The following is a 25155-nucleotide window of genomic DNA, read 5'->3' as shown; positions in this document are numbered from 1 at the left end:
TTATCGCCGCATAAATGAGGTCTGCCGACGACAGACAAACACGCTTCACCAGGACGCTTCGCGGTGCGCCCGCCCCCAGGCGCACATCGCATCCAGCACTGGCAGCAGCGATCGGCCACGCGCGGTCAGGGCATATTCAACTTTCGGCGGGATTTGCGGATATTCCGTGCGCGAGATGAGACCGTCGCGCTCCAGTGCTTTCAGGGTGGCAGCCAGCGTCTTATAAGAGATGCCGCCGATGCGCCGCTGCAAAGTGTTGAAGCGGGTCGGCGATTCCTTGCCCAGCCAGTAGAGAACCACCATTTTGTATTTGCCGCCAATGAGCGACAGGGTATGGCCGAAGCCAGTATCGACGAGCAATTGTGCTTCTTTTTGGCAGGGGGTGTGCAGCATGGACTTTCCTTGGGGTTAGTGGCTTACGCAGGCGTGCGTACTGGGCGCGGAAGGCGCGGGATTGTAAGCTGCACCCCACACTTGTATCAAAGGACACCCATGAAAACCCTCGTCATTCTCGCCCATCCCAACCTCGACCAATCCACCGTGAACCGCGCCTGGGCGGATGCGCTGGCGCAGCAACCTGAGCGCTACACCGTGCATGAGCTCTACCGTCGCTATCCCGGCGGGCGCATTGACGTTGCCGCTGAACAGGCATTGGTGGATGCGCATGCTGCCTTCATCCTGCAATTCCCCGTGTACTGGTTTAACTGTCCACCGCTCCTGAAGCAATGGCTGGATGACGTGCTTACCCACGGCTGGGCCTACGGTTCACGCGCCACCGCCCTTGTTGGCAAAAAAGCGGGTATCGCCGTCTCGCTTGGTGCGCCAGCGGCTGATTACACTGCTGACGGTGCCATCGGCTGCACCGTCGCTGAAGTGCTGCGTTCCTTCGAGCTGACCTTACGCTACTGTCGTGCCGCCTGGCAGCCGCTCTTTCACTGGCACGGCATTGACAGCAACGCCGCCTATGACGACACCGCCCGTGCTGCCGTAGCGCAAAGTGCGCAGGACTACCTCGCCCATCTGGTGCACTACTATCCCTGAGCGACTGCAACAAACGCCGGTCAAACGCCATCAGCATATTGGTTAACCATTTATTGCGCCATCTATCTATTTAATGGCAATATAGCACCGCTCAAAATTAAAAATCCTGCGATGCCCATCATCAAAAAGCGGAGCGGGCAAACAAAATTGGTTTAACACTTCCCATACAGGAGCCACTATGAAAACCACATTCCGCTGGTACGGCGAAGGCAACGACACCGTATCCCTCGAAGCCATCCGGCAAATTCCCAGCATGACCGGCGTCGTCTGGGCGCTGCACGATATGGCTGCCGGTGAAGTCTGGCCGGAAAACCGCATCATCGAAGTCAAAGAACAGGCGGCGAAATACGGCCTCAATATCGACGTCGTGGAAAGCGTCAACGTCCACGAAGCGATCAAGCTCGGCCTGCCGGAACGCGAGCAGTACATTGAAAACTATAAAGAAAGCCTGAAAAATCTCGGCAAGCACGGGGTGAAGGTCGTCTGCTACAACTTCATGCCCGTTTTCGACTGGATGCGCACCGACCTTTTCCACCCCAGTTTCAACGGCGACGGCTCGACCGCGCTTTTCTACGATCATGGCGCAATGAAAGACCTTGATCCGAAGCAACTGGTGAAAAGCGTCGCTGAAGGTTCGCAAGGGCTGACCCTGCCCGGCTGGGAACCGGAGCGGCTCGCGCATCTCGACAAGCTTTTTGACGCTTATAAAAACGTAAGCGAAGACGATTTGCGCAAAAACCTCAAATATTTCCTCGAAGCCATCATCCCGACCGCCGAAGCTGCCGGCATCAAGATGGGTATCCACCCCGACGATCCGCCGTTTTCCATCTTCGGCCTGCCGCGCATCGTCAAAAATTACGCCGACCTCAAAGCCATCGTGGAAATGGTGGACAGCCCCAGCAATGGCCTGACCCTGTGCAGCGGCGCGCTCGGCCCGAATCCGGATAACGATCTTCCGCAGATGATTCGTGATTTCCACGACCGCATCCCCTTCGCCCACATCCGCAACATCAAGCGTTTTGACAACGGCGACTTCATCGAAACTTCGCACCTGAGCAGCGACGGCTCGCTCGATATCGCCGAAATTGTGCGCACTTATCACGATGTGGGCTTCACCGGCTACTGGCGCCCCGACCACGGTCGCCACATCTGGGGGGAACAGTGCCGTCCCGGCTATGGTCTTTACGACCGCGCCCTCGGCGTCATGTATGTGCAGGGCGTGTGGGACGAATGCGAGAAACGCAAGGGTAAGGCCTGAGCAGCAACCGCCCCGCCTGGGGCGGTATCGGGATAACGCACGACAGCGGCAAATCGCGGTAACCACGCCGCTTGGCAGCAGTTGGTAAACCGTTTCTGCCGCCAGCGGCAAAAGTTTGCCGTACACAACGCCGCACCGTGATAATGCACCGCTCAATGCCCCACCGGAGAAGCCCATGAAAACCATCCTCTGTCTGACCTTCGCCCTGCTGCTCGGCGGCTGCCTGCGTGGCAACAGCAGTAGCGTCCAGGATTCGCCCGCTGCGCAACTGCCTGCCGGCGTCCCGCAAAGCCTGCAATACAACGGGCAAACCTATCGCTTGCAACATTGGGACGGCGAAAGCGGCGAATACTACCTGCGCGGTGAACGGGACTACGACTGGAGCAAGCTGCTCACCCTGATGTTTGTGACCGAAGGAAAAACCTTTGACGACTTTGCCGCCAACATGGAGCGTCTGCTCAAACAGGAAAACGTCCGCTACCGTCTGGATAAACAGGATGGCGCCCTGCAACTCACCATGCTCTACCCGCCCCAGCCCAGACATCCGCACTTTGCCGGCTACGAAAGCAACCTGATGCGCTACCAGCCGCTGCCTTGCGGCTTCGCCGGACTGCAATACGGCGAACAGCATCCCGCGACCGCCGACGGTGCGCACCTCTTTACCGCCGCAGAAAGCGCGCAACAAGACTTCCAGCCGCAAGCGGCGCAAATCCTCGCGACCCTGCGCTGCCCGGATAGCCGTTAAGCCAGATACTTACCAACAAAGGGAGACACCATGAAAATCATCCTCTGCCTTCCCGTTATGCTGCTGCTTAGCGGCTGCCAGTCCCTCGGTTCTGACGGACGCGGCACCTTCCAGGCTACGCCCGGCGAAATCCTTTACGGGGCCGACAGCATCGTCGAATGCAAATACAACGTCGGCTGTTACAGCGTCCCGCAACCCTGAGGATCACCACCATGCCGCGATATTCCTGCCTCTTTCTCGCCCTGTTCGGTGGCGCTGCCTGCGCTCAAGCTCTCACGCCTACGCAGATGATGGAGCAAAGCGCTGCCGCTGCCGTCCAGCAGCAGCAATTCCAGCAGCAGCAACTGATGGGACACATCTACGACAACCTCGCCCGCTGCGGCGATGCCTACGGTCATGGCTGCCGGCAACCGCAGCAAGTGGTCGATAACTCGCGCCCTGCCGAATGGACGATGACCGGCCTTGAAGACAGCTATGGCGGCATCGCCATCGCTTATAACGACGACATCATCCGCGACAATTACGGCAAGCCGCAGCCGTTCAGCTGGGAAGCCTATCGCGACCACACCTCTTTACTTGACGGCATGGCGATGAACGAAGTCAGCCCCATCGGCCCCTACTCGCCGTTCAACGTGCACAGCGCAGGCGCCTTCCGTCACCAGGCCGGCAGCGAGGCAGACGTCCGCGCCAAACTGCGCGAAGAATGCGGGGAAGCCCCTTGCACCGTCGCCACCGTGTACCGCAACACCTGCAATGCCCTGGCCGTCGGCTGGTTGCCCGATTACAGCGGCGTGCGCATCTACACCGCGCGTCAGGCGCACCACGGCAATGCTGCCTATGGTCACGGCTGGCACGGCCACACGGACGCCGAAGACTGGGATACCGCCCGCACCATGGTGGCAGCCTCCGTTGCGGATGCCCTCAAGCGCTGCCAGAGCGATCCTGCCGTCTTGACGGCAAGCTGTACCGCGCCGCCTGATCAAGCAGAGGACTGCGCCCTGCCGAATAAACGCGGCGAATACCGCTAAACCCATCTCAAGAACGGACACGCGCCATGAAAATCATCCTCTGCCTTTCCGTCATGCTGCTCCTCAGCGGCTGCCAGTCCCTCGGCGCCGACGGACGCGGCACCTTCCAGGCTACGCCTGGCGAAATCCTTTACGGAGCCGACAGCATCGTCGAATGCAAATACAACGTCGGCTGTTACAGCGTCCCGCAACCCTGAGGAGTACCACCATGCCGCGATATTCCCGCCTCTTTCTCGCCCTGCTCGGTGGCGCCGCCTGCGCGCAAACCCCGGAGCAGCTGATGCAGCAAAGCGCTGCTGCCACCTACCAGCAGCAGCAATTCCAGCAGCAACAGCTGATGAACCAGATACAGCACAACCTGACCCACTGCGGCGACGCCCACGGCTATGGCTGCCGGCAACCGCAGCAGGCGGTCGATAACTCGCGCCCCGCCGAATGGACGATGACCGGTCTCGTAGACAGCTACGGCGGCATCGCCATCGCCTATAAAAACGACATCATCCGCGACAACTACGCCAATCCACTGCCGTTCAGCTGGGAGGCCTACCGCGACCAAACCGCCGAAATTGACGGCATGGCGATGAACGAAGTCAGCCCCATCGGCAGTGGCTCCTACTTGCCGTATGTCGTGTTCAGCGCGGGAAACTTCCGCAATCAGCCCGGCAGCGAAGCGGACGTTCACGCCAAACTGCGCGAAGAATGCGGGGAAGATGCCTGCACCACCGCCGCCGTGTACCGCAACACCTGCAACGCCGTGGCCGTCGGCTGGCTCACCGATTACAGCGGCGTGCGCATCTACACCGCGCGCCAGGCGCATCACGGCAACACCGCCTACGGCAAAGGCTATCACGGCCACACCGACGCCGAAGACTGGGATACCGCCCGTGCCATGGTGGCCGCCCCTATCGCGGATGCCCTCAGCCGCTGCCAGAGCGATCCCGCTGTCCTGGCGGCGAGCTGCTCTGCCCGCTCCGCCAAAGAGCAGGCATATTACTGCGCCCTGCCGGGCAACCTCGGCGAATTCCGCTAACCCAACCCTTAACAACGGACACACACCATGAAACTCACCTACAACGGCCTGCTCAACAAAGCCTACTGGCAAGAACGCGGCTACCAACTGCCGCTTTATGACATCCCGCGCGTGCGCGCCGCCACCCTCACCGCGCCACGCTGGCTGCACCTCGGTGCCGGCAACATCTTCCGCGCCTTCCTGGCCAACCTGCAACAGCGGCTGCTTGACCAGCGCGACGCCGAGACCGGCATCATCGTCGCCGAAGGCTACGACGACGAAATCATCCAGAAAGCCTACCGCCCCTACGACAACCTCAGCATCTACGTCCGCCTCAAAGGCGACCGCAGCCTCGACAAAATCATCCTCGCCAGCGTTATTGAATCGCTGACCATGCAGGACGACCTTGACCGCCTGCGCGACATCGCCGCCAACCCCAGCCTGCAAATGGTCAGCCTCACCATCACCGAAAAGGGCTACCACATCAAAGATCGGGACGGCCACTACTACCCGGCCGTCGCGAACGACCTTGCCAACGGCACCGCCCGCCCGCAAAGCTACATCGGCAACCTCGTCACCCTGCTCTACACCCGCTGGCAAAAAGGCGCCGCCCCGCTGGCACTGGTTAGCATGGACAACATGTCACATAACGGCGAAAAACTGCGCGCCACCGTGCTCGAATTTGCGCACGGCTGGCAGCAGACCGGCCACGTCCCGCCCGAATTCGTCGCCTGGCTGGAAAGCAAACACGTCAGCTACCCCTGGACCATGATCGACAAAATCACCCCGCGCCCCGATGCCAGCGTTGCCGCGCTGCTTGCCGCCGACGGCCTTAAAGACATCGCCCCGCTGGAAACCGGCAAACACAGCTACACCGCGCCCTACGTCAACGCCGAAGAACTCGAATACCTCGTCATCGAAGACGACTTCCCGAATGGCCGGCCCGCGCTGGAAAAAGCAGGCGTGCACTTCACCGACCGCGACACCGTAAACAAAGTCGAGACCATGAAAGTCACCACCTGCCTGAACCCCATCCACACCGCGCTTGCCATCTACGGCTGCCTGCTCGGCTACACCAGCATCCACGCCGAAATGCAGGACAAAGACCTCGTCCGCCTCGCGCGCGCCGTCGGCTACCGCGAAGGCCTGCCCGTTGTGGTCGATCCCGGCATCCTGAACCCGCAACAATTCATCGACGAAGTCGTCAACATCCGCCTGCCCAACCCCTACATCCCGGACACCCCGCAGCGCATCGCCACCGACACCTCGCAAAAACTCGCCATCCGCTTCGGCCACACCATCAAGGCGCACGGCATAAACGCCGCCCACCTCACCGCCATCCCGCTGGTGCTGGCCGGCTGGTGCCGCTACCTGCTTGGCGTGGACGACAACGGCAAACCCTTCACCTGCAGCCCCGACCCGCGCCTCGCCGAAGCCCAGGGCAAACTCAAAGACGTACACATCGGCAGCACCCACCTCGGCGACGTCCGCGCCCTGTTGAGCGATGCGGACATCTTCGGCGTCAACCTCTACGACGTCGGCCTCGGCGAAAAAGTGGAGGGCTACCTGCGCGACATGCTCGCCGGCAACGGGGCCGTGCGCGCCACCCTGCAAAAATACCTGCCGGAATAACAGCCGCCCAGCGGGACAAAAAACCCTCCCCCAGCGGGGGAGGGACTGAGGACTTGCAGCGTTCGCGTAGCGACAAAACGCGTAACCGCGCCGCTTGCAGCAACATCCGCCTGTACACAAGCGCAGAGTGAACTTGGCCTGCCGCAAAAACACCCTAAAATCCCATCGTGACCAAGATCACCCCACGGCTTGATGCGCAGAAGCGGAGCAAACACGCATTTCCCCGCGCTGCCGCCCAGCCCCCGTCCTCACCCAACCGGAGACACCCATGAAAAAAAACCTCCTTTCCTTCATGCTTGCCGCTGCCCCCGCTGCCTACGCCTTTGACGGCCTCACCTACGACGGCGGCCCCATCGAAACCGGCGCCGGAATGCAGCCGCCGCACTGGATACTCGTCTGCGACAACACCGGCACCTGCCGCGCCGCCGGCTACCAGCACAACAACACCGAACACCAAACCTTCCTGCCCGTATCGCTGCTGCTCACCCGCCAGGCCGGGGCGGACGCCAAAGTCAAAGCGCAAGTGCGCCTCCTGCCCGCAGCCGGGCAAGAACAAAAAATAGGCGGCATCACCCTGCAACTCACCGACTGGAGCCAAAAAAACGCCAAACCGGTGGACTACGGCCCCATCCAGACAGACGACGAAGGCATCGCCACCCTCAGCGACAGCCAAACTGCCGCCCTGCTTGCCCACCTACGCACCCCGGAGCCGAGCATCAAATTCATCGCGGACGACGGCAGCGACAACGCCCCCTACTGGACGCCATACAGCAACCGCGAACACCTTGCCATCCTCGCCAAAATGGACGAATACCAGGGACGCAGCGGCACACCATCGGCACTGCTCAACCCGGGCACAAGCGACAAAGCCGTGCCACCACCCGCCCCCGCGCCCGAGATCAGCGCGGCCGCCGTCAAAGAAGACAGCGGTGGCGACACCATTACCCCGGAGAACAAAAAACACGCTGCCCTGCTGAAACTGCTCCAACCCTACGGCCAAGAAAAAAACTGCGCCTTCAGCAGCAGCGCCCCCGACAAGCGCGGACAAAACATCACCCTTTACCCGCTGAACGACAAACAAACCCTGGCCGAAACCATCTGCCAGTACGGCGAAGAAAAAGGCTTCTACCTCTTTGCCATCCTCAGCGCCGACCTCAAAAAAGTCGAAAAAACCGTTGGCGGCCCGATCAGCACCGGTTACAACGGCTACGGCGAAATCCTCGGCGCGCGCCAGCTAGACGACAAAGGCTGCGGCATCAACGATCTCTACCTCTGGAACGGCACCGACTTCGTCCTTGCGAGCAAAAACAGCAACGGCCTGTGCGGCAAAGGCTTCCCCAGCGGCGCTTGGAACAGCCTGCCGAACTACACCAGCAACATCCGCGAAGCCAATGAAAAAGCCGCCCACTAAACCGCCAAGCGGCATAACCAGCGCTCCCCATCCCCACTCGGGATGGGGACGCATTGCGCGCGTGACCGCGACAAAAAACCGCCCCATTCCCGCGTTGCTCCTCGCCCTGAGTCTTGCCGCCGTCCCCGCCGCCTTCGCCCAGGCCCCCACACCAGCGCAAATGATGCGGCAGAGCGCTGCCGCCACCTACCAGCAGCAACAACAACAGCAACAAGCCCTGATGGGACACATCCACAGCAACATCGCCCGCTGCGGCGACGCCCACGGCCACGGCTGCCAACCCCCCGCGCCCGCCGGGGGCGGCGAATACATCCAGTGGCACATGACGGGACTGCGCGACAACCACGGCGGCCTGGCGGTGATGTACCGCGACGATGCCCTCGTTGACAACAACCACGAACCAATGCCCTTCAGCTGGGAAGCCTACCTCAACCAACACGACATCAACGGCAAAAACAACCCCGCCGAGATCGACATGGAAAAAGAGCTTGACCCCATCAACGGCGACTACCTCCCTTACGAAATCCGCGCCATTGGCCAATTCCGCGACACCTACTATGACCACCCTGAAAGTGTCGTTGCAGACATGCCGAAAGAATGTGACGGCAAACCCTGTGTGCTGGCGAGCGTTTACCGCAACACCTGCAACGCCTACGCCGTCGGCTGGCTCACCGATTACAGCGGCGTGCGCATCTACACCGCCCGCCGCGCCTACGGCGGCAACGCTTACGGCGAAGGCGCTTACTATCACACCGACCCCGAAGAATGGAGTACCGCCGAGACAATGGTCGAAGCGCCGATAGCCGATGCACTCGAGCGCTGCCGCAGCGATCCCGCCGTCAACCCGCGCACCTGCGCCGCCCCGCCCGTCACAGGGTACAAAGGACAGAAATACCACTGCGCCCTGCCGAAAAAAACCGGCCGCCACCACTGAACCCGACAACCCAGAGCACAACACCCATGAAAACCATCGCAATCATCGGCGAATGCATGATCGAACTGAACGGCACCCCCTTCGGCACCATGCAACAAACCTACGGCGGCGACACCCTGAACACCGCCACCTACCTCGCCCGTAACACCGCCCGCGACACCCTGCGCGTGGACTACATCAGCGCGCTCGGCACCGACCCGCTCAGCCGCGAAATGCGCGTGCGCTGGGAAGCAGACGGTATCGACACCCGCCACGTCCATACCGACCCCGCGCACTCGCCCGGCCTCTACCTGATCCAGCTCGATGCCGACGGCGAACGCACCTTCCTCTACTGGCGCAACAACAGCGCCGCGCGCCACCTGCTGCAACAGCCTGTCTGGCCGCAGACCGCCGCCGCGCTCGCCAACTACGACCACCTCTACCTGAGCGGAATCAGCCTCGCCATCCTGCCGCCTGCCGACCGCGAACACCTTATCGATATCCTCAACACCAGCCGCGTCCCCATCACTTTTGACGGCAACTACCGCCCGGCACTGTGGAAAGACCCCGCCGAGACCCGCACCGCCTACGCCCGCCTGCTGCCGCACGTGCAACTGGCGCTGATGACCTGGGACGACGAACAGGCCCTGTGGGGCGACGCCAATCCGGAAGCCGCCATCCGCCGCCTGCAACAAGCGGGCGTCCGCGAAATTGTCCTCAAAAACGGCGCAGCGGGGGCGACCTACGCCACGGGCGACACCCGCCACCACATCCCCGCTGAACGCGTCGAACACATCGTGGACACCACCGCCGCCGGCGACGCCTTCAACGCCGGCTACCTCGCCGCGCGCCTGCAAGGTGCCGACCCCGTCACCAGCTGCAAAAATGGCAACCGCCTCGCCGCCCGCGTCATCCAGCACAAAGGCGCCATCATCGCGGCAGAACACAGCCGCCTGAACTAAGAACGTGTTCATAATCTCAGCCTCTGCTGTAAACTATCGGCATGAACAGAAAAACCTACCCAAGCGATATCAGTCGCGAGCAATTTGCGCCTCTCCTCCCCCTGCTGGAAAGTGCCCGTAAACGCACAGCGCCACGCCAGGTGGACTTGTACGATGTCTTTTGTGCCATTCTCTACCTGCAACGCACTGGCTGCTCCTGGCGCGCTTTGCCGGGCGATTTCCCCAAATGGCGCACCGTGCATTCCTACTTCCAGAGATGGACTGAGCCACGCGAGAGTGGCATCAGCATCCTTGAGGAAGCATTAAAAAAATCAGGTAGTTGCGGAGCGTCGCAAGCAGGGGCGCCATGAAGCAACCACTTTCCTGATTATTGATGCGCAGAGTGTGAAGAACACGGATACCGCCATGGAAAAAGGCTACGATGCGGGCAAGAAGGTTAGCGGTATCAAGCGGCATATAGCGGTTGACACGCAGGGTTTGCCGCATGCCCTTGCGGTGACGACGGCGGATGTTACGGATAGAAAAGGTTGTCTTTTGGCATTAAAACGCGAGCTGGATAATCTTGGTGCGATACAAAAAATCCTTGCTGACGGTGGTTACACAGGTAAAGCATTTGCTTCGTCGGTACAGGAGTTGATGGGTGCGGAGGTAGAGATTGCCAAACGAAACGAATTGCACCGTTTTGCAGTATTGCCGAAGCGATGGGTAGTAGAGCGCAGTTTTTCCTGGTTGGAAAAGAATAGGCGGCTTTGGAAAAACTGCGAGCGTAAGTTGAGTACCAGTCTGCAAATGGTAGCTTTGGCTTTCTTGGGAGTCCTGCTACGAAGACTATGAACACGTTCTAAGCCGTAGGGCGGGCTTCAGCCTGCTGCCCCAATAGCCAACCCGAAAGGAACCCACATGAACATCACCACCCTCACTGAAAAACTGCGCACCATCAAAATCGTCCCCGTCATTGCGCTGGATAACGCCACCGACGCCGTCCCGCTTGGTGCCGCCCTGCGGGAAAGCGGCATCCCCGTCGCCGAAATCACCTTCCGCTCCCCCGCTGCCGCCGAAGCCATCCGCCGCCTGCGCGATGCCGACCCGGACATCCTGATTGCCGCCGGCACCGTCCTCAACGCTGCCCAGGCCAAAGCCGCCCAACAGGCGGGCGCGGACTTCATCGTCAGCCCCGGTTTCAACCCGAACACCGTCAAAGCCTGCCAGGATATGCACATCCCCATCACCCCCGGCATCAACAACCCGACCGCCATCGAAGCGGCGCTCGAACACGGCATCGATACCGTCAAATACTTCCCAGCGGAAGCCAGCGGCGGCATCCCCATGCTCAAAGCCCTGCTCGCACCCTACGCCATGCTGAAAATCATGCCGACCGGCGGCATCAACGCAAAAAATATCCGCGACTACCTCGCCATCAAAAACGTCATCGCCTGCGGCGGCTCGTGGATGGTGGAAAAAAGCCTGCTCGCTGCGCAAAACTGGGCGGAAGTCGAACGCCTCGGCAAAGAAGCGGTGGCACTGGTGCAGGAATAGAACCCGGCATTCGTCCCGCTTGGCGGCTGCCCGCAAACCCAGCATTTATCCCGCTTGGCGCGCGCCAAATCCCGAACCTTGTACGGAAAAAATCCCTTCCCCCGCTTGCGGGGGACGGGGTACCCATGAAAAAAATGCTCGCATTTTTTTCATGGGTACCCGGGAAGGTGGCCGAAGGCCGGAAGGGGGGAATACAAACCCAGCGTTTATCCCGCTTGGCGGCGAACCCAACACAAAACCGCACACAAAAAAGCCCCTTGCCGATCAGGTGAGGGGCTTTTTCGCTGGTGCACAAATCCAGTGTTTATCCCGCTTGGTAGTTATCCAGGAATCCGCCGGTTGTCCCGACGGCGGATTCTTGGGTTATTTCTCAGTCTCTAACCGCTGCAACAGCGTCACCAGTTCCTGCGCGCAGTGCTCCGCGCGTTGCCGGATTTCGTCTGCGCTATAGAGCGCGGGGGAAGTGCCGTGGAAATAAAACGGGTCTACATAGCGCATCTGCGTGTAGTAAGCGGTCTGTTCGAGGGGTTTGCACAATTCCTGTACGCGAAAATGCGCAGCACCGTCGGCGCGGTAATCTTCAGCAGGGGCGCCGATCGTGATGCTGGCGACAAAATTTTTGCCGCGCAGTTGGTCACCGCCCGTGCCGTAGGCGAAGCCATAGGTCAGCACGCAGTCAAAGTATTGTTTGAGGATGGCGGGAACGTTGTACCAGTAGAGCGGAAACTGGAAAAGCACCGTGTGATGGCGCAGCAAGGCCTGCTGTTCGGCGGTGGGGTCAATGCGGTAATCAGGATACAGTGCGGCCAGATCGCGGATTTCCAGCGAAAGGCCGCTGTGTTGCAAGCGCGTGATGACGGCCTTGTTGGCAATAGACCGGCTGAAATCGGGATGGGCTAAGATGACGAGTGCCATGAATGCTCCTGAATGATGAACGGGCGGCGGATTGTAGAAAGCCGCTTGCAGGTGCTCAATAACTATCCTTTTGCATAGGTGGAAACGATGAAGACGGAATGCCGCAGCGAGCGCTTTGCTCTGCATGACAAGATTTACCCCTGCCCACTCAGCGTGGCGATGGATTTGCTCGGCGGCAAATGGAAGGCAGTCATCCTCTATCACTTGCAGGACGGTCCACAACGCTTCACCGTTCTGCGCCGCCTGTTGCCGGGGGCGACGGAAGCGGTATTGAGCCGTCGCCTGCAACAGCTGGAACAGGACGGCTTGCTGTCGCGGCAGGTGTTCGGCGAAAAACCACCGCTTAAAACGGAATATGCGCTGACGGATTTTGGTCGCAGCGCGCTGCCTGCCCTCAATGCCCTGCTGCAATGGGGTAATCATGTGGTGATAGAGCGCGGGCAATTTGTGGATTGAGGTGGCAGGCACAAATCCAGTGTTTATCCCGCTTGGCTCGCCCTTATAACTTGTCGTGATACCGCTATCGTTTTCCGCCATTTCCCACCGTCTGCTTTTTCCCCGACAATAGCCACCCTTTTCTTTTACCCACAGACTGGAATCTCTATGTTGAAAAAACTGGCTTTACTCGCCGCTTGTGCCTGGGCGGCAGGTGTTTCCCCCGCGATGGCGGCCGACTCGCTGCTGGATCGCATCAATGCGAAAGGCACGATTACCGTCGGCACCGAAGGTACTTATGCGCCGTTTACTTATCATGAAACGGACGGCACCCTGACCGGTTATGACGTGGAAGTGACCCGCGCCATCGCCCGCAAACTAGGCGTGACCGTCGAATTCAAGGAAACGCAGTGGGACGCGATGCTGGCGGGTCTGAAAGCGGGACGTTTTGACCTCGTCGCGAATCAGGTGGCGCTGACCACGCCGGAGCGGCAGGCGACGTTCGACAAATCCGAGCCGTATAGCTGGTCGGGCGCGATGATGCTGGTGCGCGCGGATAATGACGACATCAAATCCCTGGAAGATGTGAAGGGTCGCAAGGCGGCGCAAACGTTGAGCAGTAACTACGGTGAGCTGGCGACGAAATTGCAGGCGGAAATCGTGCCGATTGACGGCATGGCGCAGGGGCTGCTCCTGATCCGGCAAAAACGTGCCGAGCTGACTTTTAACGACAGCCTCGCCCTGCTGGATTATTTGAAAAAGAATCCGGATGCGGGGCTGAAAACCGCCTGGGAAGCGCCGGCGGATGAAAAGCTGGGCGCGGGGCTGATTGCCAATAAGGGCAACGATGAAGCGCTGGCAAAAATCAGCGCGGCGATTGTCGAATTGCGCGAGGATGGCACGTTGAAAAAGCTGGGCGAACAGTTCTTCGGCAAGGACATCAGTGTTAAATAGTCTCCTTCTCTCGCTGCCGTTCATGACCGAAGCCCGCGCGGCTTTGGTCATCGAGGCATTCTGGCCGATGGTCAAGGCGGCGGTGCTGGTTTCCGTCCCGCTCGCCCTGTTTTCCTTCCTGATCGGCATGGTGATAGCGGTTGCGGTGGCGCTTGTCCGCGTCACGCCGGTGCGCGGCTTCGGTCACCGCCTCTTGCTCTTTTTCGTCCGCTTTTACATCTCCATCATTCGCGGCACGCCGATGCTGGTGCAGATTTCCGTGGTGTTCTACGGCCTGCCCGCCATCGGTATCTTTATCGACCCGATTCCCGCCGCCATCATCGGCTTTTCCCTCAATATCGGCGCTTATGCCTCGGAAACTGTGCGTGCGGCGATTGCCTCCGTGCCGAAAGGGCAATGGGAGGCGGGCTATACCGTCGGCATGACTTATATGCAGACCTTCCGCCGCATCATCGCACCGCAGGCTTTCCGCGTCGCCGTGCCGCCGCTCAGTAACACCTTCATCGGCCTGTTCAAGGACACTTCGCTCGCCTCCGTGGTCACGGTGACGGAAATGTTCCGCGTCGCGCAGCAAATGGCGAACATGTCCTATGACTTCCTGCCGATTTACATCGAAGCGGGCATGATCTACTGGTGCTTCTGCTGGGTGCTGTTCCTGATTCAGGCGAAAGTGGAAAAACGCATGGCGCGCTACGTTGTGCATTAAGCGGGGAAATCATGATCAGCGTTAGAAATCTTCATAAAACCTTCGGCGCGCACACCGTCTTACGTGGCATCGATCTTGACATCAATAAAGGCGAAGTGGTCGTCATCCTTGGCCCTTCCGGTTCGGGGAAAACAACGCTGCTGCGCTGCCTCAATGCCCTGGAATGGCCGGAGCAGGGCACCATCACCTTCGCTGGCGAACCGCCACTGCACATGGATTTCGCCGATCCGGCGGCGAAAAAATCCGTCCTCGCCCTGCGGCGCAAATCCGGCATGGTCTTCCAGCAATACAACCTCTTTCCGCACAAAACCGCGCTAGAAAACGTGACCGAAGGCCCGGTTTACGTGCAGCGCAAACCGCTGCCGCAGGCGCGCAAAGAAGCCCTGCAACTGCTGGATAAAGTCGGGCTGGCCGATAAGGCGGATCTCTATCCGTACCAACTTTCCGGCGGGCAGCAGCAGCGGGTAGGCATCGCCCGCGCACTCGCCATCCAGCCGGATTTGATGCTCTTTGACGAACCGACCTCGGCGCTCGACCCGGAACTGGTACAGGACGTGCTTGACACCATGCGCGCCCTGGCGGGGGAAGGGTGGACGATGGTCGTCGTCACCCACGAAATCAAATTTGCCCTCGATGTGGCGGACGTGGTGATTGTGATGGACGAAGGTCGGATCGCCGAACAGGGCTCGCCGCAGCAACTCTTCGACAACCCGCAACACGCGCGCACCAAAGCCTTCCTGCAACGCCTGCGCTCGCATTGAGGTAGCGCAAAAGAAGACCCCGCGAGAGCGGGGGTCTTGCTTAGAACGTGTTCATTGTCTCAGCCTCTGCTGTAAACTATCGGCATGAACAGAAAAACCTACCCAAGCGATATCAGTCGCGAGCAATTTGCGCCTCTCCTCCCCCTGCTGGAAAGTGCCCGTAAACGCACAGCGCCACGTCAGGTGGACTTGTACGATGTCTTTTGTGCCATTCTCTACCTGCAACGCACTGGCTGCTCCTGGCGCGCTTTGCCGGGCGATTTCCCCAAATGGCGCACCGTGCATTCCTACTTCCAGAGATGGACTGAGCCACGCGAGAGTGGCATCAGCATCCTTGAGGAAGCATTAAAAAAATCAGGTAGTTGCGGAGCGCCGCAAGCAGGGGCATCATGAAGCAACCACTTTCCTGATTATTGATGCGCAGAGTGTGAAGAACACGGATACCGCCATGGAAAAAGGCTACGATGCGGGCAAGAAGGTTAGCGGTATCAAGCGGCATATAGCGGTTGACACGCAGGGTTTGCCGCATGCGCTTGCGGTAACGACGGCGGATGTTACGGATAGAAAAGGCTGCCTGCTAGCATTGGAACGTGGGCGGGATAATCTTGGGGCGGTACAAAAAATCCTTGCTGACGGTGGTTACACGGGTAAGGCATTTGCTTCGTCAGTACAGGAGTTGATTGGTGCGGAGGTAGAGATTGCCAAACGAAACGAATTACACCGCTTTGCGGTATTGCCAAAGCGATGGGTAGTCGAGCGCAGTTTTTCCTGGTTGGAAAAGAACAGACGGCTTTGGAAAAACTGCGAGCGTAAGTTGAGTACCAGTCTGCAAATGGTAGCTTTGGCTTTCTTGGGAGTCCTGCTACGAAGACTATGAACACGCTCTTAGGCTATCAAGCCGAGGAGATGGTGTGACGCGGGCAGTATGCGGACCACGGCGCAAATTTTATGGTCCCCGGTCAGACGCGCTACCGCTTTATTGCCCGTAGTAGGCGTTTTTACCGTGTTTGCGCAGGTAGTGTTTATCGAGCAGTTCCTGCTGTATATCGGGTGCATTCGGGTTTACCTGGTAGGTAAAGAGATTCATGTAGGCGATTTCTTCGAGGACGACGGCATTATGCACCGCGTTGTGTGCGTCTTTGCCCCAGGCAAAGGGGCCATGCGAGTGAACGAGGACGGCGGGCACGTCATTGGGTGCAATGCCGCGTTCGCGGAAGGTCTCGACGATGACTTTGCCGGTTTCGAGTTCGTATTCGCCCGCGATTTCCGCAGCCGTCATGCGGCGGGTGGCGGGGATGGGGCCATAGAAATAGTCGGCGTGGGTGGTGCCGAGCACCGACAAATCGCGCCCTGCCTGCGACCAGATGGTGGCATGGCGTGAGTGGGTGTGGACAATGCCGCCGATGTCAGGGAACTGGCGGTAGAGTTCAAGATGGGTTGGGGTATCGGAGGAAGGCTTTTTGCTGCCTTCGACGGTTTTGCCGCTTTTGAGGTCAACCACAACCATATCGTCTGCGGTCATGGTGTCATAGTCCACGCCGGAGGGTTTAATGACGACGAGGCCTTTTTCGCGGTCAATGCCGCTGACATTGCCCCAGGTGAAGACGACGAGGCCGTGGCGCGGTAAATCGAGGTTGGCTTTGAGCACGTCGGCTTTGAGTGCTTCTAACATGTGAATCCTCCTTTTTGCATTTGTTCTTCGATCCAGCGGCGGGCATGGATGATTTCGGCGACAGGTTCGGCGGCTTTTTCTGTCCACATTTCGATCAGGAAGGCACCACGATAATTCAGGCGTTGCAGGGTGGCAAAGACAGCGGGGAAATCAATGCAGCCTTCACCGATATATGCCGCTTGATACCGCTAACTTTCTTGCTGGCATCGTAGCCTTTTCCCATGGCTATATCCGTGTTTTTCACGCTCTACGCATCAATAATCGGAAAGTGTTTTCTTCATGGCGTCCCTGCTTGCAAAGTATTGCGGTCACCTGTTTTTTAACGCGTCCTCTTGCGAACCCAGGTTTTATCCCGCTTAGCGCAGAAAGCCCCATTGGGGAAAACTTTTGTAGAGCGGCGGCAAATCGCGATCGCGGCAAACTCCGGTAACCGCACCGCTTAACACCCATCACCTGCAAACCCCGTACAATTCCGCCGAACTTACAATCAGGAAGTATCTCCATGAACAATCTTAATGCCTACGACCGCCCCGGCTTCTTCTACCTCTGGTCCTTCCTCATCCCTTGCGTCTGCTGGCTGGCAGCGGGCTATATTAGCCACACCCCTGGTCTTGATATCCACACCACCCTGCAAGGTGCCCTCGGCATCATAGGTTTGGCTGCGCCGACTGTCGTCGCCGCTTGGCTATTCCTGCAAAAACCGGTACTGCTCGCCGACCTCAAACCTCGCCTCAGCCTGCGCACCATCCGTCTGCGCTACCTGCTCGCCGCCGTGTTTATCGGCCCCGTTACCCTCGTTCTCGCCCAGCTTATCTCGCTTGCCTTCGGTTACAGCGCCGGGCAATTCCGCATCACCGGTCACCCCAGCTTCACCAGCGCCCTTTTCTCGCCGTGGCTGCTGCTTGCCCTTGCGCCCTTGCTCGAAGAACTTGCCTGGCACAGCTACGGTACCGACGTGTTGCTCGCCCGCTTTCGCCTCATCACTGCCAACCTCATCTTCTTCGCCTATTGGTTTCTCTGGCACCTCCCGCTTGCCAGCATCAAAGGTTACTACCAGGCGAACCTCGTCGCTGAAGGCTGGCAACACGGCGTCAACTTCATGGTGAGCATGATCTGCTTCGTCTTCATCATGAATTGGCTTTATCTCAAAAACGCGCGCAACATCTGGATTGCCGTCGTCTTTCACCTCTGTGCCAATCTCGGTAACGAAATCTTTGCGACCCATCCGGACAGCAAAATTATCCAAACCGGCCTCTTTGTCCTCATCCTCGTTTGGCTTATCGGCAAAGAAAAAACCCTTTTCTTGCGTCATCTTTCCCAACAAAGCGGGGAGAATCCGTGAAAAATACCCCTTTACCGCGCTTATCGCCGCAAACCTTGTCGCGTTCCCTCGCTGCCATTCCGGATGAAGTAAAGCCACAAAGGCATGGATAGCAAAGGCAAGCCGAAGGCCGTACAGATGTTTATAGAAAAGAGACGCCTGGCGGCGTCTCTTTTCTATATCGCGGATAAGCGGGGCAGAGCGTTCAACTGGCCTGTGGTAGCGGCAGGTTTTCGCCGTAGTCAATCTGGATGTCGCTGTCGCGATCAAGCTGGATGCGTTGCCAGCTTTGCGGGCTGGCGAGCAGGGCCAGGCACAGTTTGTTGTTGAGGTCGTGTCCGGATTTGTAGCCCTGGTAGTGGCCGATGAGTGGTGCGCCGAGCAGGTAGAGGTCGCCGACGGCGTCCAGCAGTTTGTGGCGCACGAATTCGTCATCAAAACGCAGGCCGTGTTCGTTCAGGACGCGGTAGTCGTCCACGACAACCGCGTTGTCGAGGCCGCCACCCAAGGTCAGGCCGTGGCTTTGCAGGTATTCGATGTCGCGCAGGAAACCGAAGGTGCGGGCGCGGCTGATGTCGCGGATGTAGCGGCGGCTGGTGAAGTCGAGGCGGGTGTGGTTGTTGCGGTGGCGGAAGACGGGGTGGTCAAATTCGATGGTGAAGTCGAAGCAGCAGCCGTTGTGCGGGCTGAGACGAGCCCATTTGTCGCCTTCGCGCACTTCGATGGTGTCGTTGATGTGGATGAAGGTTTTCAGCGCATCCAGTTCGCGGATGCCCGCCTGTTGCAGGAGGTAAACGAAGGGGGCGGCGCTGCCGTCCATGATGGGGACTTCCGGCGCGTTCAGTTCGATGGTGAGGTTGTCGATGCCGAGGCCTGCGAGGGCGGACATGAGGTGCTCGATGGTAGCGACGCGCACGCCGTCTTCGTTGGCAAGTGCGGTGCAGAGCTGGGTATCGCGCACGAGGTCGGCGCGGGCAGGGAGTTCGACAACGGGGTCAAGGTCGGTACGGCGGAAGCGGATGCCGCTATCGGCAGGTGCGGGCAGCAGGCGGATGTCCACCCGTCTGCCGCTGTGTACGCCGATACCGGAGCCCGCAATGGGCTCGCGGATGCTGCGTTGTCTGGCCATCAGTGGGTACGGCGGCGCAGGATTTTGCTGAGGCTGAAGCCACCGCTGTCGTTGTCGTTGCGGTAGTCGCTGCGATCGTCGGCGCTGTCGTCATAGGTGTTGTTGTCGCTGTTGGCACGCACGCCAAAGCCGAGATCGCTCAGGTCGGTGTAACCGCCGGCGTTGCGGCTGCCGCTGCTGCTGTTGTTGCTGTTGGCGTAGGTGCCGAAGGTGTCGCCGAAGTAGCCGTTGTCGTCGCTGCTTTCGATACCGGTTGCAACGACGGTAACGCGCAGGGTGTCGCCCATGTTGTCATCAACGATGAGGCCGATTTTGAGGTTGACTTGTTCGGGGTCGATGATGTCGTAGATGACGTGGCCGACCATGTGGTATTCGGCGGTTTTGACGCTGGAGCTGGCGCTGACGTTGACGAGCAGGCCGCGTGCCGAGGCGAGGTCGATGTTTTCCAGGAGCGGCGAGGATATGGCACGTTCGGTAGCGGCACGGGCGCGGTCTTCGCCTTTCGCTTCGCCCGAACCCATCATGGCAATACCGCGTTCGCTCATGATGGTTTTGACGTCTTCGAGGTCGGTGTTGATGACGCCGAGTTTCTGGATGATGGTGGCGATGCTGTACACGGCATCACGCAGGACGTTGTCCACGGCTTTGAAGGAGCCGATGAGGGTGGCGTCTTCGCCCATGACGGAGGTGATGCGGTCGTTGGGGATGACGACAAGGCAGTCCACTTCGCTTTTCAGCACTTCGATGCCCGCTTCGGCTTTGCGCATACGCGGCATGCCTTCGAAGGTGAAGGGTTTGGTGACGATGGCGACGGTGAGGATACCCATGTCGCGGGCGACGTTGGCGATGACAGGAGCGGCACCGGTGCCGGTGCCACCGCCCATGCCGGCAGCGATGAAGACCATGTCGGCGCCGTTTAAGGCGTCACGGATTTTGTCACGGTCTTCTTCGGCGGCCTGACGGCCAACTTCGGGTTTGGAGCCTGCACCCATGCCGCGTGTGGTTTTGACGCCGAGTTGCAGTTTGTTCTGGATGGGGTTTTCTTGCAGGACTTGTTTGTCGGTGTTGGCCACGATGAGTTCTACGCCTTGCAGGTCGAAATCCATCATTTGTTTCAAGGCGTTGCATCCGCCGCCGCCGATGCCGATGACTTTGATCATGACGGGGGATGTGTTATCGGTCTCGTCCATTTGTATTGTGAAGGCCATGTTTTACCTCTTGTGTGCCAGTGAGCCAATGTGTGATGCGTTAGGGTGACAGGTAACGCTTTAAAAAGTTTGTAACGTTTTGGATTATACCGTCGTTTTCTTCTTTGGCCCAAACGTAGTCCGAGAGCGGAACTTGTTGCAGGTAGAAGAGGCCAAGGGTGGTGACCATGCCCGCGTCGCGTTGCAGGTGTTCGGGCAGGCCCTCGATGGGCGGGGGGATGAAAACGCGTACCGGGCATTCAAAGTGTTCGCCGGCGGCTTCGGCGAGGCCGGGGATTTGCACGGCGCCGCCGGTGAAGATGATGCCGCCGTCGAGCATTTTGCGCAGGCCGACACGGTGCAGTTCTTTGTTGATGTGGGTGAAGTGGTTTTGGTAGCACATGGCGAGCAGCTCGACCATGTCGTTGCCGGCGAGCTGGCGGTCGGGCAGGTGGCCGGTACTGGGCAGCGGGATGCGATGTTGCTGGCTGTATTTGTTGCGCAGCGCCCCGTAACGGCATTTGAGGGTTTCGGCGGCGGAGCGCGGGGTACGCAGGGCGGTGGCGATTTCGCTGGAGATTTGTTCGCCGCCGATGGGCAGGGTGGCGGCGTGCATGGGCTGGTTGTGCAGCCACAGCATGATGTCGGCGGTGCCGGCGCCGAGGTCAACGGTGCAGACGCCGAGTTCGCGTTCGTCCGTGCTGCTGGCGGCGTAGGCGGAGGCGAGGCCGGCATAGACGATTTGTTCGATTTCGATGCCGGCTTCGCGCACGCACTGGCTGAGGTTGTCCACGGCGGCGCTGCGGGCGCTGATGACGTGGACGCGGGCGTCGAGTTCGTCAGCGGTCATGCCTTTGGGGTCGGTGATGCCTTTGTGACCATCGACGATGAATTGTTGTTCGAGGACGTGCAGCAGGGTTTGCCCGCCTTTGTGAGCGAGGTTGCGCGCGCGCATGACGGCGTGGACGATGTCGTTATTGCGGATGCGGCGGTTTCGGATATGGGTCTGGCCGTCGCTGTTGACGCCGAGGATGTGTTGGCCGCTGATGCTGACGATGGCGCTGTTGATTTTGACGCCGGCTTCTTGTTCGGCGATGGCGACCGCCTGACGGATGGCGGCGGTGGCGGCGGAGATGTTGGTGACGATGCCTGCCTTGACGGCGCTACCGGCGGCAATGCCGCAGCCCAGCACTTCAAAGTAGCTGTGGTTGCTGCCGATTTCAGCGATGGTCACCCGTGTGCGTGAGCTGCCGAGGTCGATGACGACTTTGATGGCCTGTTCGTTCATTTTTTCTCTTTTGTCTTGTCTTTTGCTTCTGTGGTCACGGGTCTGACGCCGGCTTTCCAGCGCACGGAGAAGCCGTCATGATAGCGCAGGTCGATGGCGTCAATGTACGGATGGTAGGGCTTGATGACTTTGTCGTTGACCACAACGAGTTTTTTCAGACGTTCGTTTAGTTGATCACGACCGAGGATGATGTCGGTGCCGCCGCTCAGTTCGACATGCCAGACGAGGCGCGGGTCGAGGGTAAGGCGGGCGACATCAAGATGGCGTGCGGCAAGCCACGGTGCGATGTCTTCGTAATATTGCAGCACCTGCTGCTCGTAACCGTCCGGCCCTTGCAGTTTGAACAAGCCGCGCAGCTTGTCGCTGTCCGGCACGGTGAACGGTGTGCCGCTGGCGTCAAGGAAGCCTTCCTTGCCCCAGCGCACGATGGGGACGCGTTCGACGAGTTTGATTTCCACCGCATCCGGCCAGCGCTTGTAAACGCCTGCCTTGGCAATCCAGTCAAGCTGCTGGATTTCGCCGGCGAGCAGCGACACATCCATATGCAGCAAATCTTTCTGGTGGTGATGGCGGATGATGTCGCTGATGTCGGCCATGTCGCCGTAGCGCAGCGGTTCGGCGATGATGACCCGTTTCAGCGGGAAAAACGCCTGCTGCGTCAGGCGCTGATAGGTCACATAAATCCCGTAAGCGATGCCGATCAAGAGCAGGACAGCCAATGTGCATTCGCCAATCAGCCAGGCGATTTGCCACAGCGTGCGTTCCTCGCGCGGTACGCTGACCGAGGAACGGGTCAAATAGCGATTTTTCGGGGGCGTGGCCATGACTTACAACGTCTGCGCGAGGATTTTCAGCACGACTGCCTGAAAATCGAGTCCCGCCGCCTTGCCCGCCAGTGGCACCAGTGAATGCGAGGTCATGCCGGGTGCCATATTGATTTCCAGCAGCCACGGGCGGTCCGCTTCATCGAGAATAAAATCGACGCGTGCCCAGCCTTTCGCGCCGATGCTGGCAAACGCGCGTCTGGTGAGTGCCTGAATTTCCCCGCCTAACGCCGCATCCAGCGGGGCAGGGCAGAGATAGCGGGTGTTGTCGTCGCGGTACTTGGCGTCATAATCGTAGAACTGATGACTGTTGGCGGGGCGGATTTCCACCACTGGCAGGGTCTCGTTGCCGATGATGGCGCAGGTCAGCTCACGACCGACCACCCACGGTTCCACCATGACCTTCTCGCTGGCACCGCCTGCCTTGGCATACGCCGCGACCAAATCCGCCTGGCTGGAGACGCGGCTGATGCCGACGCTTGAACCTTCCAGCGCGGGTTTGACCGCAAACGACGATGCGCACAAGCGGGTGGCCAGCGTGTCGAACGACGTCGATTCGTCAATCACCATATCCGGCTGCACCGGCAGTCCGTCTGCCGCCCACAGCCGCTTGGTCAACACCTTATCCATGGCAATCGCGCAAGCGGCGACGCCCGCGCCCGTGTAGGGAATGGTCAACGCATCCAGAATCGCCTGCGTCTGCCCATCCTCGCCGCCGCGCCCGTGCAAAATCACAAAAGCGCGCGCAAAACCGCGTTCCCGCAAAGAAAACAGCGCCTGCATATCCAGCGTATCGACCAAATGCGCATCCACGCCCGCCGCACATAGCGCCTCGTGCACCGCCGCGCCGCTGACCAGCGATACCTCGCGTTCCGCCGACGTCCCGCCATACAGGACGGCGACCTTGCCAAAATCCATACTCATTGCGTTACCCCATGTTCCGTAGCCATATCTTTGGCGACGCGGCCAATATCGCCCGCGCCGAAATAAATCACGACATCACCGTCTTGCAACAAATTATCGTACAACTGCTGATTAATTGCGCCCTTGTCGGCAATCAGCACCGGTTCGACCTTGCCATGTGCGCGGATGGCGCGCGCCAGCGCCCGGCTGTCCGCACCGGCAATCGGCGCTTCGCCCGCGCTGTACACATCCGTGAGCACCAGCGCCTCACAATTCGCCAGCACCTCGGCAAAATCATCCAGACAATCGCGGGTGCGGGTAAAGCGGTGCGGCTGGAACACCGCAAAAATTCGCCGTCCGGCAAAGCCTTCCTTCGCCGCTGCCAGCACCGCGCGAATCTCGTTCGGGTGATGCCCATAATCCTCGAACACCTCGGCCGTGCCGTGTTCATGCGCAATCACACCGTGATACGTAAAACGCCGCCCGACGCCTTTGAACTGGCGCAGCCCGGCGACAATATCCTCATGCGGCAACCCCAGCTCGCTGCACACAATCAGCGCCGCGAGCGCGTTCAGCACATTATGCTTGCCGGGCATGGACAGCGACAGCGGGAACGTCTCGCCGCGCGCCTTATCGACCACATCAAACAGCATATCCAGGCCGACCTGACGCACATTCACCGCGCGCAAATCCGCCTGCTCCGAAAAACCATACGTGCGCACCGGCCGCCCGACCTCAGACAACACCGAGCGCACCCCCTCATCATCCACACACATCACCGCCAGCCCGTAGAACGGCAAATTATGCAAAAAGCGCACAAAACCCTGCTTCAAATTATCGAAACTGCCGCCGTAATTCTCCAGATGATCCGCATCAATATTCGTTACCACCGAAATCATCGGCTGCAAAAACAAAAACGACGCATCCGACTCATCCGCCTCCGCGACCAAATACTGCCCGTCGCCCAGACGTGCATTACTGCCCGCTGCCGTGAGCACCCCACCGATGACAAACGTCGGATCCAGCCCGGCATCGGCGAGGATGGAGGCAATCAAACTCGTCGTCGTCGTCTTGCCGTGCGTACCCGCGACCGCAATCCCGAAACGGAAACGCATCAGCTCGGCCAGCATCTCGGCGCGGCGGATGACCGGAATCCCCAGCTCGCGCGCGCGCAGCACTTCCGGATTGGCGGGGTCAATCGCCGAAGACGTGACCACCACCGACGCATCACCCACATTCTCCGCACTATGGCCGAAAAACACCGTGGCGCCCTTTGCCTGCAAACGCTCCGTATTGGCGGACGCCTTCAAATCCGAACCGCTCACCGCATAACCCAGCGTAATCAACACCTCGGCGATGGCACTCATGCCGACCCCGCCGATTCCGACAAAAAACACATTACGCACACGGCGCATCTGGCGGCGTTCAATCCGCCCAAAATGAATATCAGCACTCATCTGAAAAACCTAAACCTGAAAAGTGAGTTAACAACAAAAAAACAAACCCCGCGACAAAACCCCGCGAA

The 25155-nt window shown here is 59.6% G+C and carries 28 protein-coding genes and 2 pseudogenes; 19 read left to right on the top strand and 11 right to left on the bottom strand.

The window, feature by feature from the left end; translation table 11 throughout:
* Positions 1 to 45: 45 nt before the first annotated feature.
* Positions 46 to 393 (bottom strand): helix-turn-helix domain-containing protein, encoded by a 348-nt coding sequence (locus tag LG374_RS02485; RefSeq protein WP_225756231.1) that lies wholly within the window; start codon positions 391 to 393, stop codon positions 46 to 48.
* Positions 394 to 492: 99 nt separating this feature from the next.
* On the opposite strand from LG374_RS02485, the gene LG374_RS02480 reads away from it, so the two are divergent.
* The 13 genes from LG374_RS02480 to LG374_RS02420 all read left to right on the top strand — a co-directional run bounded on the left by LG374_RS02480 (position 493) and on the right by LG374_RS02420 (position 11535).
* Positions 493 to 1041, top strand: a complete 549-nt coding sequence (locus tag LG374_RS02480; protein WP_225756230.1) for an NAD(P)H-dependent oxidoreductase — start codon at positions 493 to 495, stop codon at positions 1039 to 1041.
* Positions 1042 to 1219: 178 nt separating this feature from the next.
* Positions 1220 to 2299: a mannonate dehydratase gene (gene uxuA, locus LG374_RS02475; RefSeq protein WP_225756229.1), complete on the top strand. Its 1080-nt coding sequence runs from the start codon at positions 1220 to 1222 to the stop codon at positions 2297 to 2299.
* Between the two features lie 175 nt (positions 2300 to 2474).
* Positions 2475 to 3044: a hypothetical protein gene (locus tag LG374_RS02470; RefSeq protein ID WP_225756228.1), complete on the top strand. Its 570-nt coding sequence runs from the start codon at positions 2475 to 2477 to the stop codon at positions 3042 to 3044.
* 30 nt (positions 3045 to 3074) lie between these two features.
* Entirely contained in the window at positions 3075 to 3245 is a 171-nt protein-coding gene (locus LG374_RS02465; RefSeq protein ID WP_225756227.1) for a hypothetical protein, read from the top strand.
* 11 nt (positions 3246 to 3256) lie between these two features.
* A complete protein-coding gene (locus LG374_RS02460) occupies positions 3257 to 4072 on the top strand; it encodes a hypothetical protein (protein WP_225756226.1) in 816 nt (271 codons plus the stop codon).
* Between the two features lie 26 nt (positions 4073 to 4098).
* A complete protein-coding gene (locus tag LG374_RS02455; protein ID WP_225756225.1) occupies positions 4099 to 4269 on the top strand; it encodes a hypothetical protein in 171 nt (56 codons plus the stop codon).
* Between the two features lie 11 nt (positions 4270 to 4280).
* Positions 4281 to 5102 carry a hypothetical protein gene (locus LG374_RS02450; protein WP_225756224.1) on the top strand — a complete coding sequence of 274 codons (822 nt, stop codon included), beginning with the start codon at positions 4281 to 4283 and terminating at the stop codon, positions 5100 to 5102.
* A 27-nt stretch (positions 5103 to 5129) separates the two neighbouring features.
* Positions 5130 to 6713, top strand: a complete 1584-nt coding sequence (locus LG374_RS02445; protein ID WP_225756223.1) for a mannitol dehydrogenase family protein — start codon at positions 5130 to 5132, stop codon at positions 6711 to 6713.
* Between the two features lie 268 nt (positions 6714 to 6981).
* The gene (locus LG374_RS02440) at positions 6982 to 8124 is read left to right on the top strand and encodes a DUF1176 domain-containing protein (RefSeq protein WP_225756222.1); all 1143 of its coding nucleotides are present in this window, start codon (positions 6982 to 6984) and stop codon (positions 8122 to 8124) included.
* Positions 8125 to 8185: 61 nt separating this feature from the next.
* Positions 8186 to 9058: a hypothetical protein gene (locus LG374_RS02435; RefSeq protein ID WP_225756221.1), complete on the top strand. Its 873-nt coding sequence runs from the start codon at positions 8186 to 8188 to the stop codon at positions 9056 to 9058.
* A 26-nt stretch (positions 9059 to 9084) separates the two neighbouring features.
* Positions 9085 to 9999, top strand: coding sequence for a sugar kinase (locus tag LG374_RS02430; RefSeq protein ID WP_225756220.1), 915 nt, complete (start codon positions 9085 to 9087; stop codon positions 9997 to 9999).
* A 41-nt stretch (positions 10000 to 10040) separates the two neighbouring features.
* Positions 10041 to 10833 (top strand): IS5 family transposase gene (locus LG374_RS02425; RefSeq protein WP_225756219.1). Its coding sequence is split into 2 segments (ribosomal slippage): positions 10041 to 10304 and positions 10306 to 10833, totalling 792 coding nucleotides; the frame shifts between segments, so codons are not numbered across the junction.
* Positions 10834 to 10899: 66 nt separating this feature from the next.
* Positions 10900 to 11535 (top strand): bifunctional 4-hydroxy-2-oxoglutarate aldolase/2-dehydro-3-deoxy-phosphogluconate aldolase, encoded by a 636-nt coding sequence (locus LG374_RS02420; protein ID WP_225756218.1) that lies wholly within the window; start codon positions 10900 to 10902, stop codon positions 11533 to 11535.
* A 363-nt stretch (positions 11536 to 11898) separates the two neighbouring features.
* Here the strand turns inward: LG374_RS02420 and LG374_RS02415 are convergent, their stop codons facing one another.
* The gene (locus LG374_RS02415) at positions 11899 to 12450 is read right to left on the bottom strand and encodes an NAD(P)H-dependent oxidoreductase (RefSeq protein ID WP_225756217.1); all 552 of its coding nucleotides are present in this window, start codon (positions 12448 to 12450) and stop codon (positions 11899 to 11901) included.
* 87 nt (positions 12451 to 12537) lie between these two features.
* Here LG374_RS02415 and LG374_RS02410 point away from each other — a divergent pair, with 87 nt between their 5' ends.
* The 5 genes from LG374_RS02410 to LG374_RS02390 all read left to right on the top strand — a co-directional run bounded on the left by LG374_RS02410 (position 12538) and on the right by LG374_RS02390 (position 16183).
* Positions 12538 to 12906, top strand: coding sequence for a helix-turn-helix domain-containing protein (locus tag LG374_RS02410; protein WP_225756216.1), 369 nt, complete (start codon positions 12538 to 12540; stop codon positions 12904 to 12906).
* A 147-nt stretch (positions 12907 to 13053) separates the two neighbouring features.
* The gene (locus LG374_RS02405) at positions 13054 to 13839 is read left to right on the top strand and encodes an amino acid ABC transporter substrate-binding protein (RefSeq protein ID WP_225756215.1); all 786 of its coding nucleotides are present in this window, start codon (positions 13054 to 13056) and stop codon (positions 13837 to 13839) included.
* Positions 13829 to 14545: an amino acid ABC transporter permease gene (locus tag LG374_RS02400; protein ID WP_370639303.1), complete on the top strand. Its 717-nt coding sequence runs from the start codon at positions 13829 to 13831 to the stop codon at positions 14543 to 14545. Before LG374_RS02405 ends, LG374_RS02400 begins: the two co-directional genes overlap by 11 nt.
* 11 nt (positions 14546 to 14556) lie before the next feature.
* Positions 14557 to 15306 (top strand): amino acid ABC transporter ATP-binding protein, encoded by a 750-nt coding sequence (locus tag LG374_RS02395; RefSeq protein ID WP_225756213.1) that lies wholly within the window; start codon positions 14557 to 14559, stop codon positions 15304 to 15306.
* Positions 15307 to 15390: 84 nt separating this feature from the next.
* Positions 15391 to 16183, top strand: a protein-coding gene (locus LG374_RS02390; protein WP_225756001.1) for an IS5 family transposase whose coding sequence is annotated in 2 segments (ribosomal slippage) — positions 15391 to 15654 and positions 15656 to 16183 — 792 coding nt in all. Because the reading frame shifts where the segments join, the coding sequence is not laid out codon by codon here.
* A 99-nt stretch (positions 16184 to 16282) separates the two neighbouring features.
* On the opposite strand, the gene araD is transcribed toward LG374_RS02390, so the two are convergent.
* From araD to LG374_RS02375, 3 genes and pseudogenes are all read right to left on the bottom strand, one after another.
* The gene (gene araD, locus LG374_RS02385) at positions 16283 to 16978 is read right to left on the bottom strand and encodes an L-ribulose-5-phosphate 4-epimerase (protein WP_225756212.1); all 696 of its coding nucleotides are present in this window, start codon (positions 16976 to 16978) and stop codon (positions 16283 to 16285) included.
* Positions 16972 to 17145, bottom strand: a pseudogene (locus LG374_RS12480) (TIM barrel protein); the annotation flags it as partial. The pseudogene LG374_RS12480 and the gene araD, both read right to left, overlap by 7 nt.
* A pseudogene (locus tag LG374_RS02375) lies at positions 17142 to 17225 on the bottom strand (IS5/IS1182 family transposase); the annotation flags it as partial. The pseudogenes LG374_RS02375 and LG374_RS12480, both read right to left, overlap by 4 nt.
* 255 nt (positions 17226 to 17480) lie before the next feature.
* Here LG374_RS02375 and LG374_RS02370 point away from each other — a divergent pair.
* A complete protein-coding gene (locus LG374_RS02370) occupies positions 17481 to 18320 on the top strand; it encodes a type II CAAX prenyl endopeptidase Rce1 family protein (protein WP_225756211.1) in 840 nt (279 codons plus the stop codon).
* Positions 18321 to 18504: 184 nt separating this feature from the next.
* Here LG374_RS02370 and lpxC read toward each other — a convergent pair whose 3' ends face one another.
* Genes lpxC through murC form a run of 6 tightly spaced genes read right to left on the bottom strand, consistent with a single transcriptional unit; the run spans position 18505 to position 25087 of the window.
* On the bottom strand, positions 18505 to 19428 hold the full coding sequence (gene lpxC / locus LG374_RS02365; protein WP_225756210.1) for a UDP-3-O-acyl-N-acetylglucosamine deacetylase: 924 nt from the start codon (positions 19426 to 19428) through the stop codon (positions 18505 to 18507).
* On the bottom strand, positions 19428 to 20636 hold the full coding sequence (gene ftsZ, locus LG374_RS02360) for a cell division protein FtsZ (RefSeq protein WP_225756209.1): 1209 nt from the start codon (positions 20634 to 20636) through the stop codon (positions 19428 to 19430). Before ftsZ ends, lpxC begins: the two co-directional genes overlap by 1 nt.
* A 40-nt stretch (positions 20637 to 20676) precedes the next feature.
* Positions 20677 to 21903: a cell division protein FtsA gene (gene ftsA, locus LG374_RS02355; RefSeq protein ID WP_225756208.1), complete on the bottom strand. Its 1227-nt coding sequence runs from the start codon at positions 21901 to 21903 to the stop codon at positions 20677 to 20679.
* A complete protein-coding gene (locus LG374_RS02350; protein WP_225756207.1) occupies positions 21900 to 22700 on the bottom strand; it encodes a cell division protein FtsQ/DivIB in 801 nt (266 codons plus the stop codon). Before LG374_RS02350 ends, ftsA begins: the two co-directional genes overlap by 4 nt.
* A 30-nt stretch (positions 22701 to 22730) precedes the next feature.
* Positions 22731 to 23651 (bottom strand): D-alanine--D-alanine ligase, encoded by a 921-nt coding sequence (locus LG374_RS02345; RefSeq protein WP_225756206.1) that lies wholly within the window; start codon positions 23649 to 23651, stop codon positions 22731 to 22733.
* Positions 23648 to 25087 (bottom strand): UDP-N-acetylmuramate--L-alanine ligase, encoded by a 1440-nt coding sequence (murC, locus tag LG374_RS02340; RefSeq protein ID WP_225756205.1) that lies wholly within the window; start codon positions 25085 to 25087, stop codon positions 23648 to 23650. The genes LG374_RS02345 and murC overlap by 4 nt, the downstream gene beginning before the upstream one ends.
* Between the last annotated feature and the right edge of the window lie 68 nt (positions 25088 to 25155).

It is taken from the genome of Cardiobacterium sp. Marseille-Q4385, assembly GCF_916618745.1.
In the GTDB taxonomy this organism is placed as follows: Bacteria; Pseudomonadota; Gammaproteobacteria; order Cardiobacteriales; family Cardiobacteriaceae; genus Cardiobacterium.
Note: the sequence above shows the minus strand (reverse complement) of the source record. Positions and strands in the feature narration are given on the sequence as shown.

Bases quoted from the DNA above. Each gene is read 5' to 3' on its own strand.
- LG374_RS02460 (WP_225756226.1), top strand. From the start codon at position 3,257: ATGCCGCGATATTCCTGCCTCTTTCTCGCCCTGTTCGGTGGCGCTGCC.
- ftsZ (WP_225756209.1), bottom strand. From the start codon at position 20,636: ATGGCCTTCACAATACAAATGGACGAGACCGATAACACATCCCCCGTC.
- LG374_RS02370 (WP_225756211.1), top strand. From the start codon at position 17,481: ATGAACAATCTTAATGCCTACGACCGCCCCGGCTTCTTCTACCTCTGG.
- LG374_RS02405 (WP_225756215.1), top strand. From the start codon at position 13,054: ATGTTGAAAAAACTGGCTTTACTCGCCGCTTGTGCCTGGGCGGCAGGT.
- LG374_RS02455 (WP_225756225.1), top strand. From the start codon at position 4,099: ATGAAAATCATCCTCTGCCTTTCCGTCATGCTGCTCCTCAGCGGCTGC.
- LG374_RS02440 (WP_225756222.1), top strand. From the start codon at position 6,982: ATGAAAAAAAACCTCCTTTCCTTCATGCTTGCCGCTGCCCCCGCTGCC.
- ftsA (WP_225756208.1), bottom strand. From the start codon at position 21,903: ATGAACGAACAGGCCATCAAAGTCGTCATCGACCTCGGCAGCTCACGC.
- murC (WP_225756205.1), bottom strand. From the start codon at position 25,087: ATGAGTGCTGATATTCATTTTGGGCGGATTGAACGCCGCCAGATGCGC.
- LG374_RS02410 (WP_225756216.1), top strand. From the start codon at position 12,538: ATGAAGACGGAATGCCGCAGCGAGCGCTTTGCTCTGCATGACAAGATT.
- uxuA (WP_225756229.1), top strand. From the start codon at position 1,220: ATGAAAACCACATTCCGCTGGTACGGCGAAGGCAACGACACCGTATCC.
- LG374_RS02485 (WP_225756231.1), bottom strand. From the start codon at position 393: ATGCTGCACACCCCCTGCCAAAAAGAAGCACAATTGCTCGTCGATACT.
- LG374_RS02395 (WP_225756213.1), top strand. From the start codon at position 14,557: ATGATCAGCGTTAGAAATCTTCATAAAACCTTCGGCGCGCACACCGTC.
- lpxC (WP_225756210.1), bottom strand. From the start codon at position 19,428: ATGGCCAGACAACGCAGCATCCGCGAGCCCATTGCGGGCTCCGGTATC.
- LG374_RS02345 (WP_225756206.1), bottom strand. From the start codon at position 23,651: ATGAGTATGGATTTTGGCAAGGTCGCCGTCCTGTATGGCGGGACGTCG.
- LG374_RS02420 (WP_225756218.1), top strand. From the start codon at position 10,900: ATGAACATCACCACCCTCACTGAAAAACTGCGCACCATCAAAATCGTC.
- LG374_RS02415 (WP_225756217.1), bottom strand. From the start codon at position 12,450: ATGGCACTCGTCATCTTAGCCCATCCCGATTTCAGCCGGTCTATTGCC.
- LG374_RS02445 (WP_225756223.1), top strand. From the start codon at position 5,130: ATGAAACTCACCTACAACGGCCTGCTCAACAAAGCCTACTGGCAAGAA.
- LG374_RS02450 (WP_225756224.1), top strand. From the start codon at position 4,281: ATGCCGCGATATTCCCGCCTCTTTCTCGCCCTGCTCGGTGGCGCCGCC.
- LG374_RS02480 (WP_225756230.1), top strand. From the start codon at position 493: ATGAAAACCCTCGTCATTCTCGCCCATCCCAACCTCGACCAATCCACC.
- araD (WP_225756212.1), bottom strand. From the start codon at position 16,978: ATGTTAGAAGCACTCAAAGCCGACGTGCTCAAAGCCAACCTCGATTTA.
- LG374_RS02430 (WP_225756220.1), top strand. From the start codon at position 9,085: ATGAAAACCATCGCAATCATCGGCGAATGCATGATCGAACTGAACGGC.
- LG374_RS02465 (WP_225756227.1), top strand. From the start codon at position 3,075: ATGAAAATCATCCTCTGCCTTCCCGTTATGCTGCTGCTTAGCGGCTGC.
- LG374_RS02470 (WP_225756228.1), top strand. From the start codon at position 2,475: ATGAAAACCATCCTCTGTCTGACCTTCGCCCTGCTGCTCGGCGGCTGC.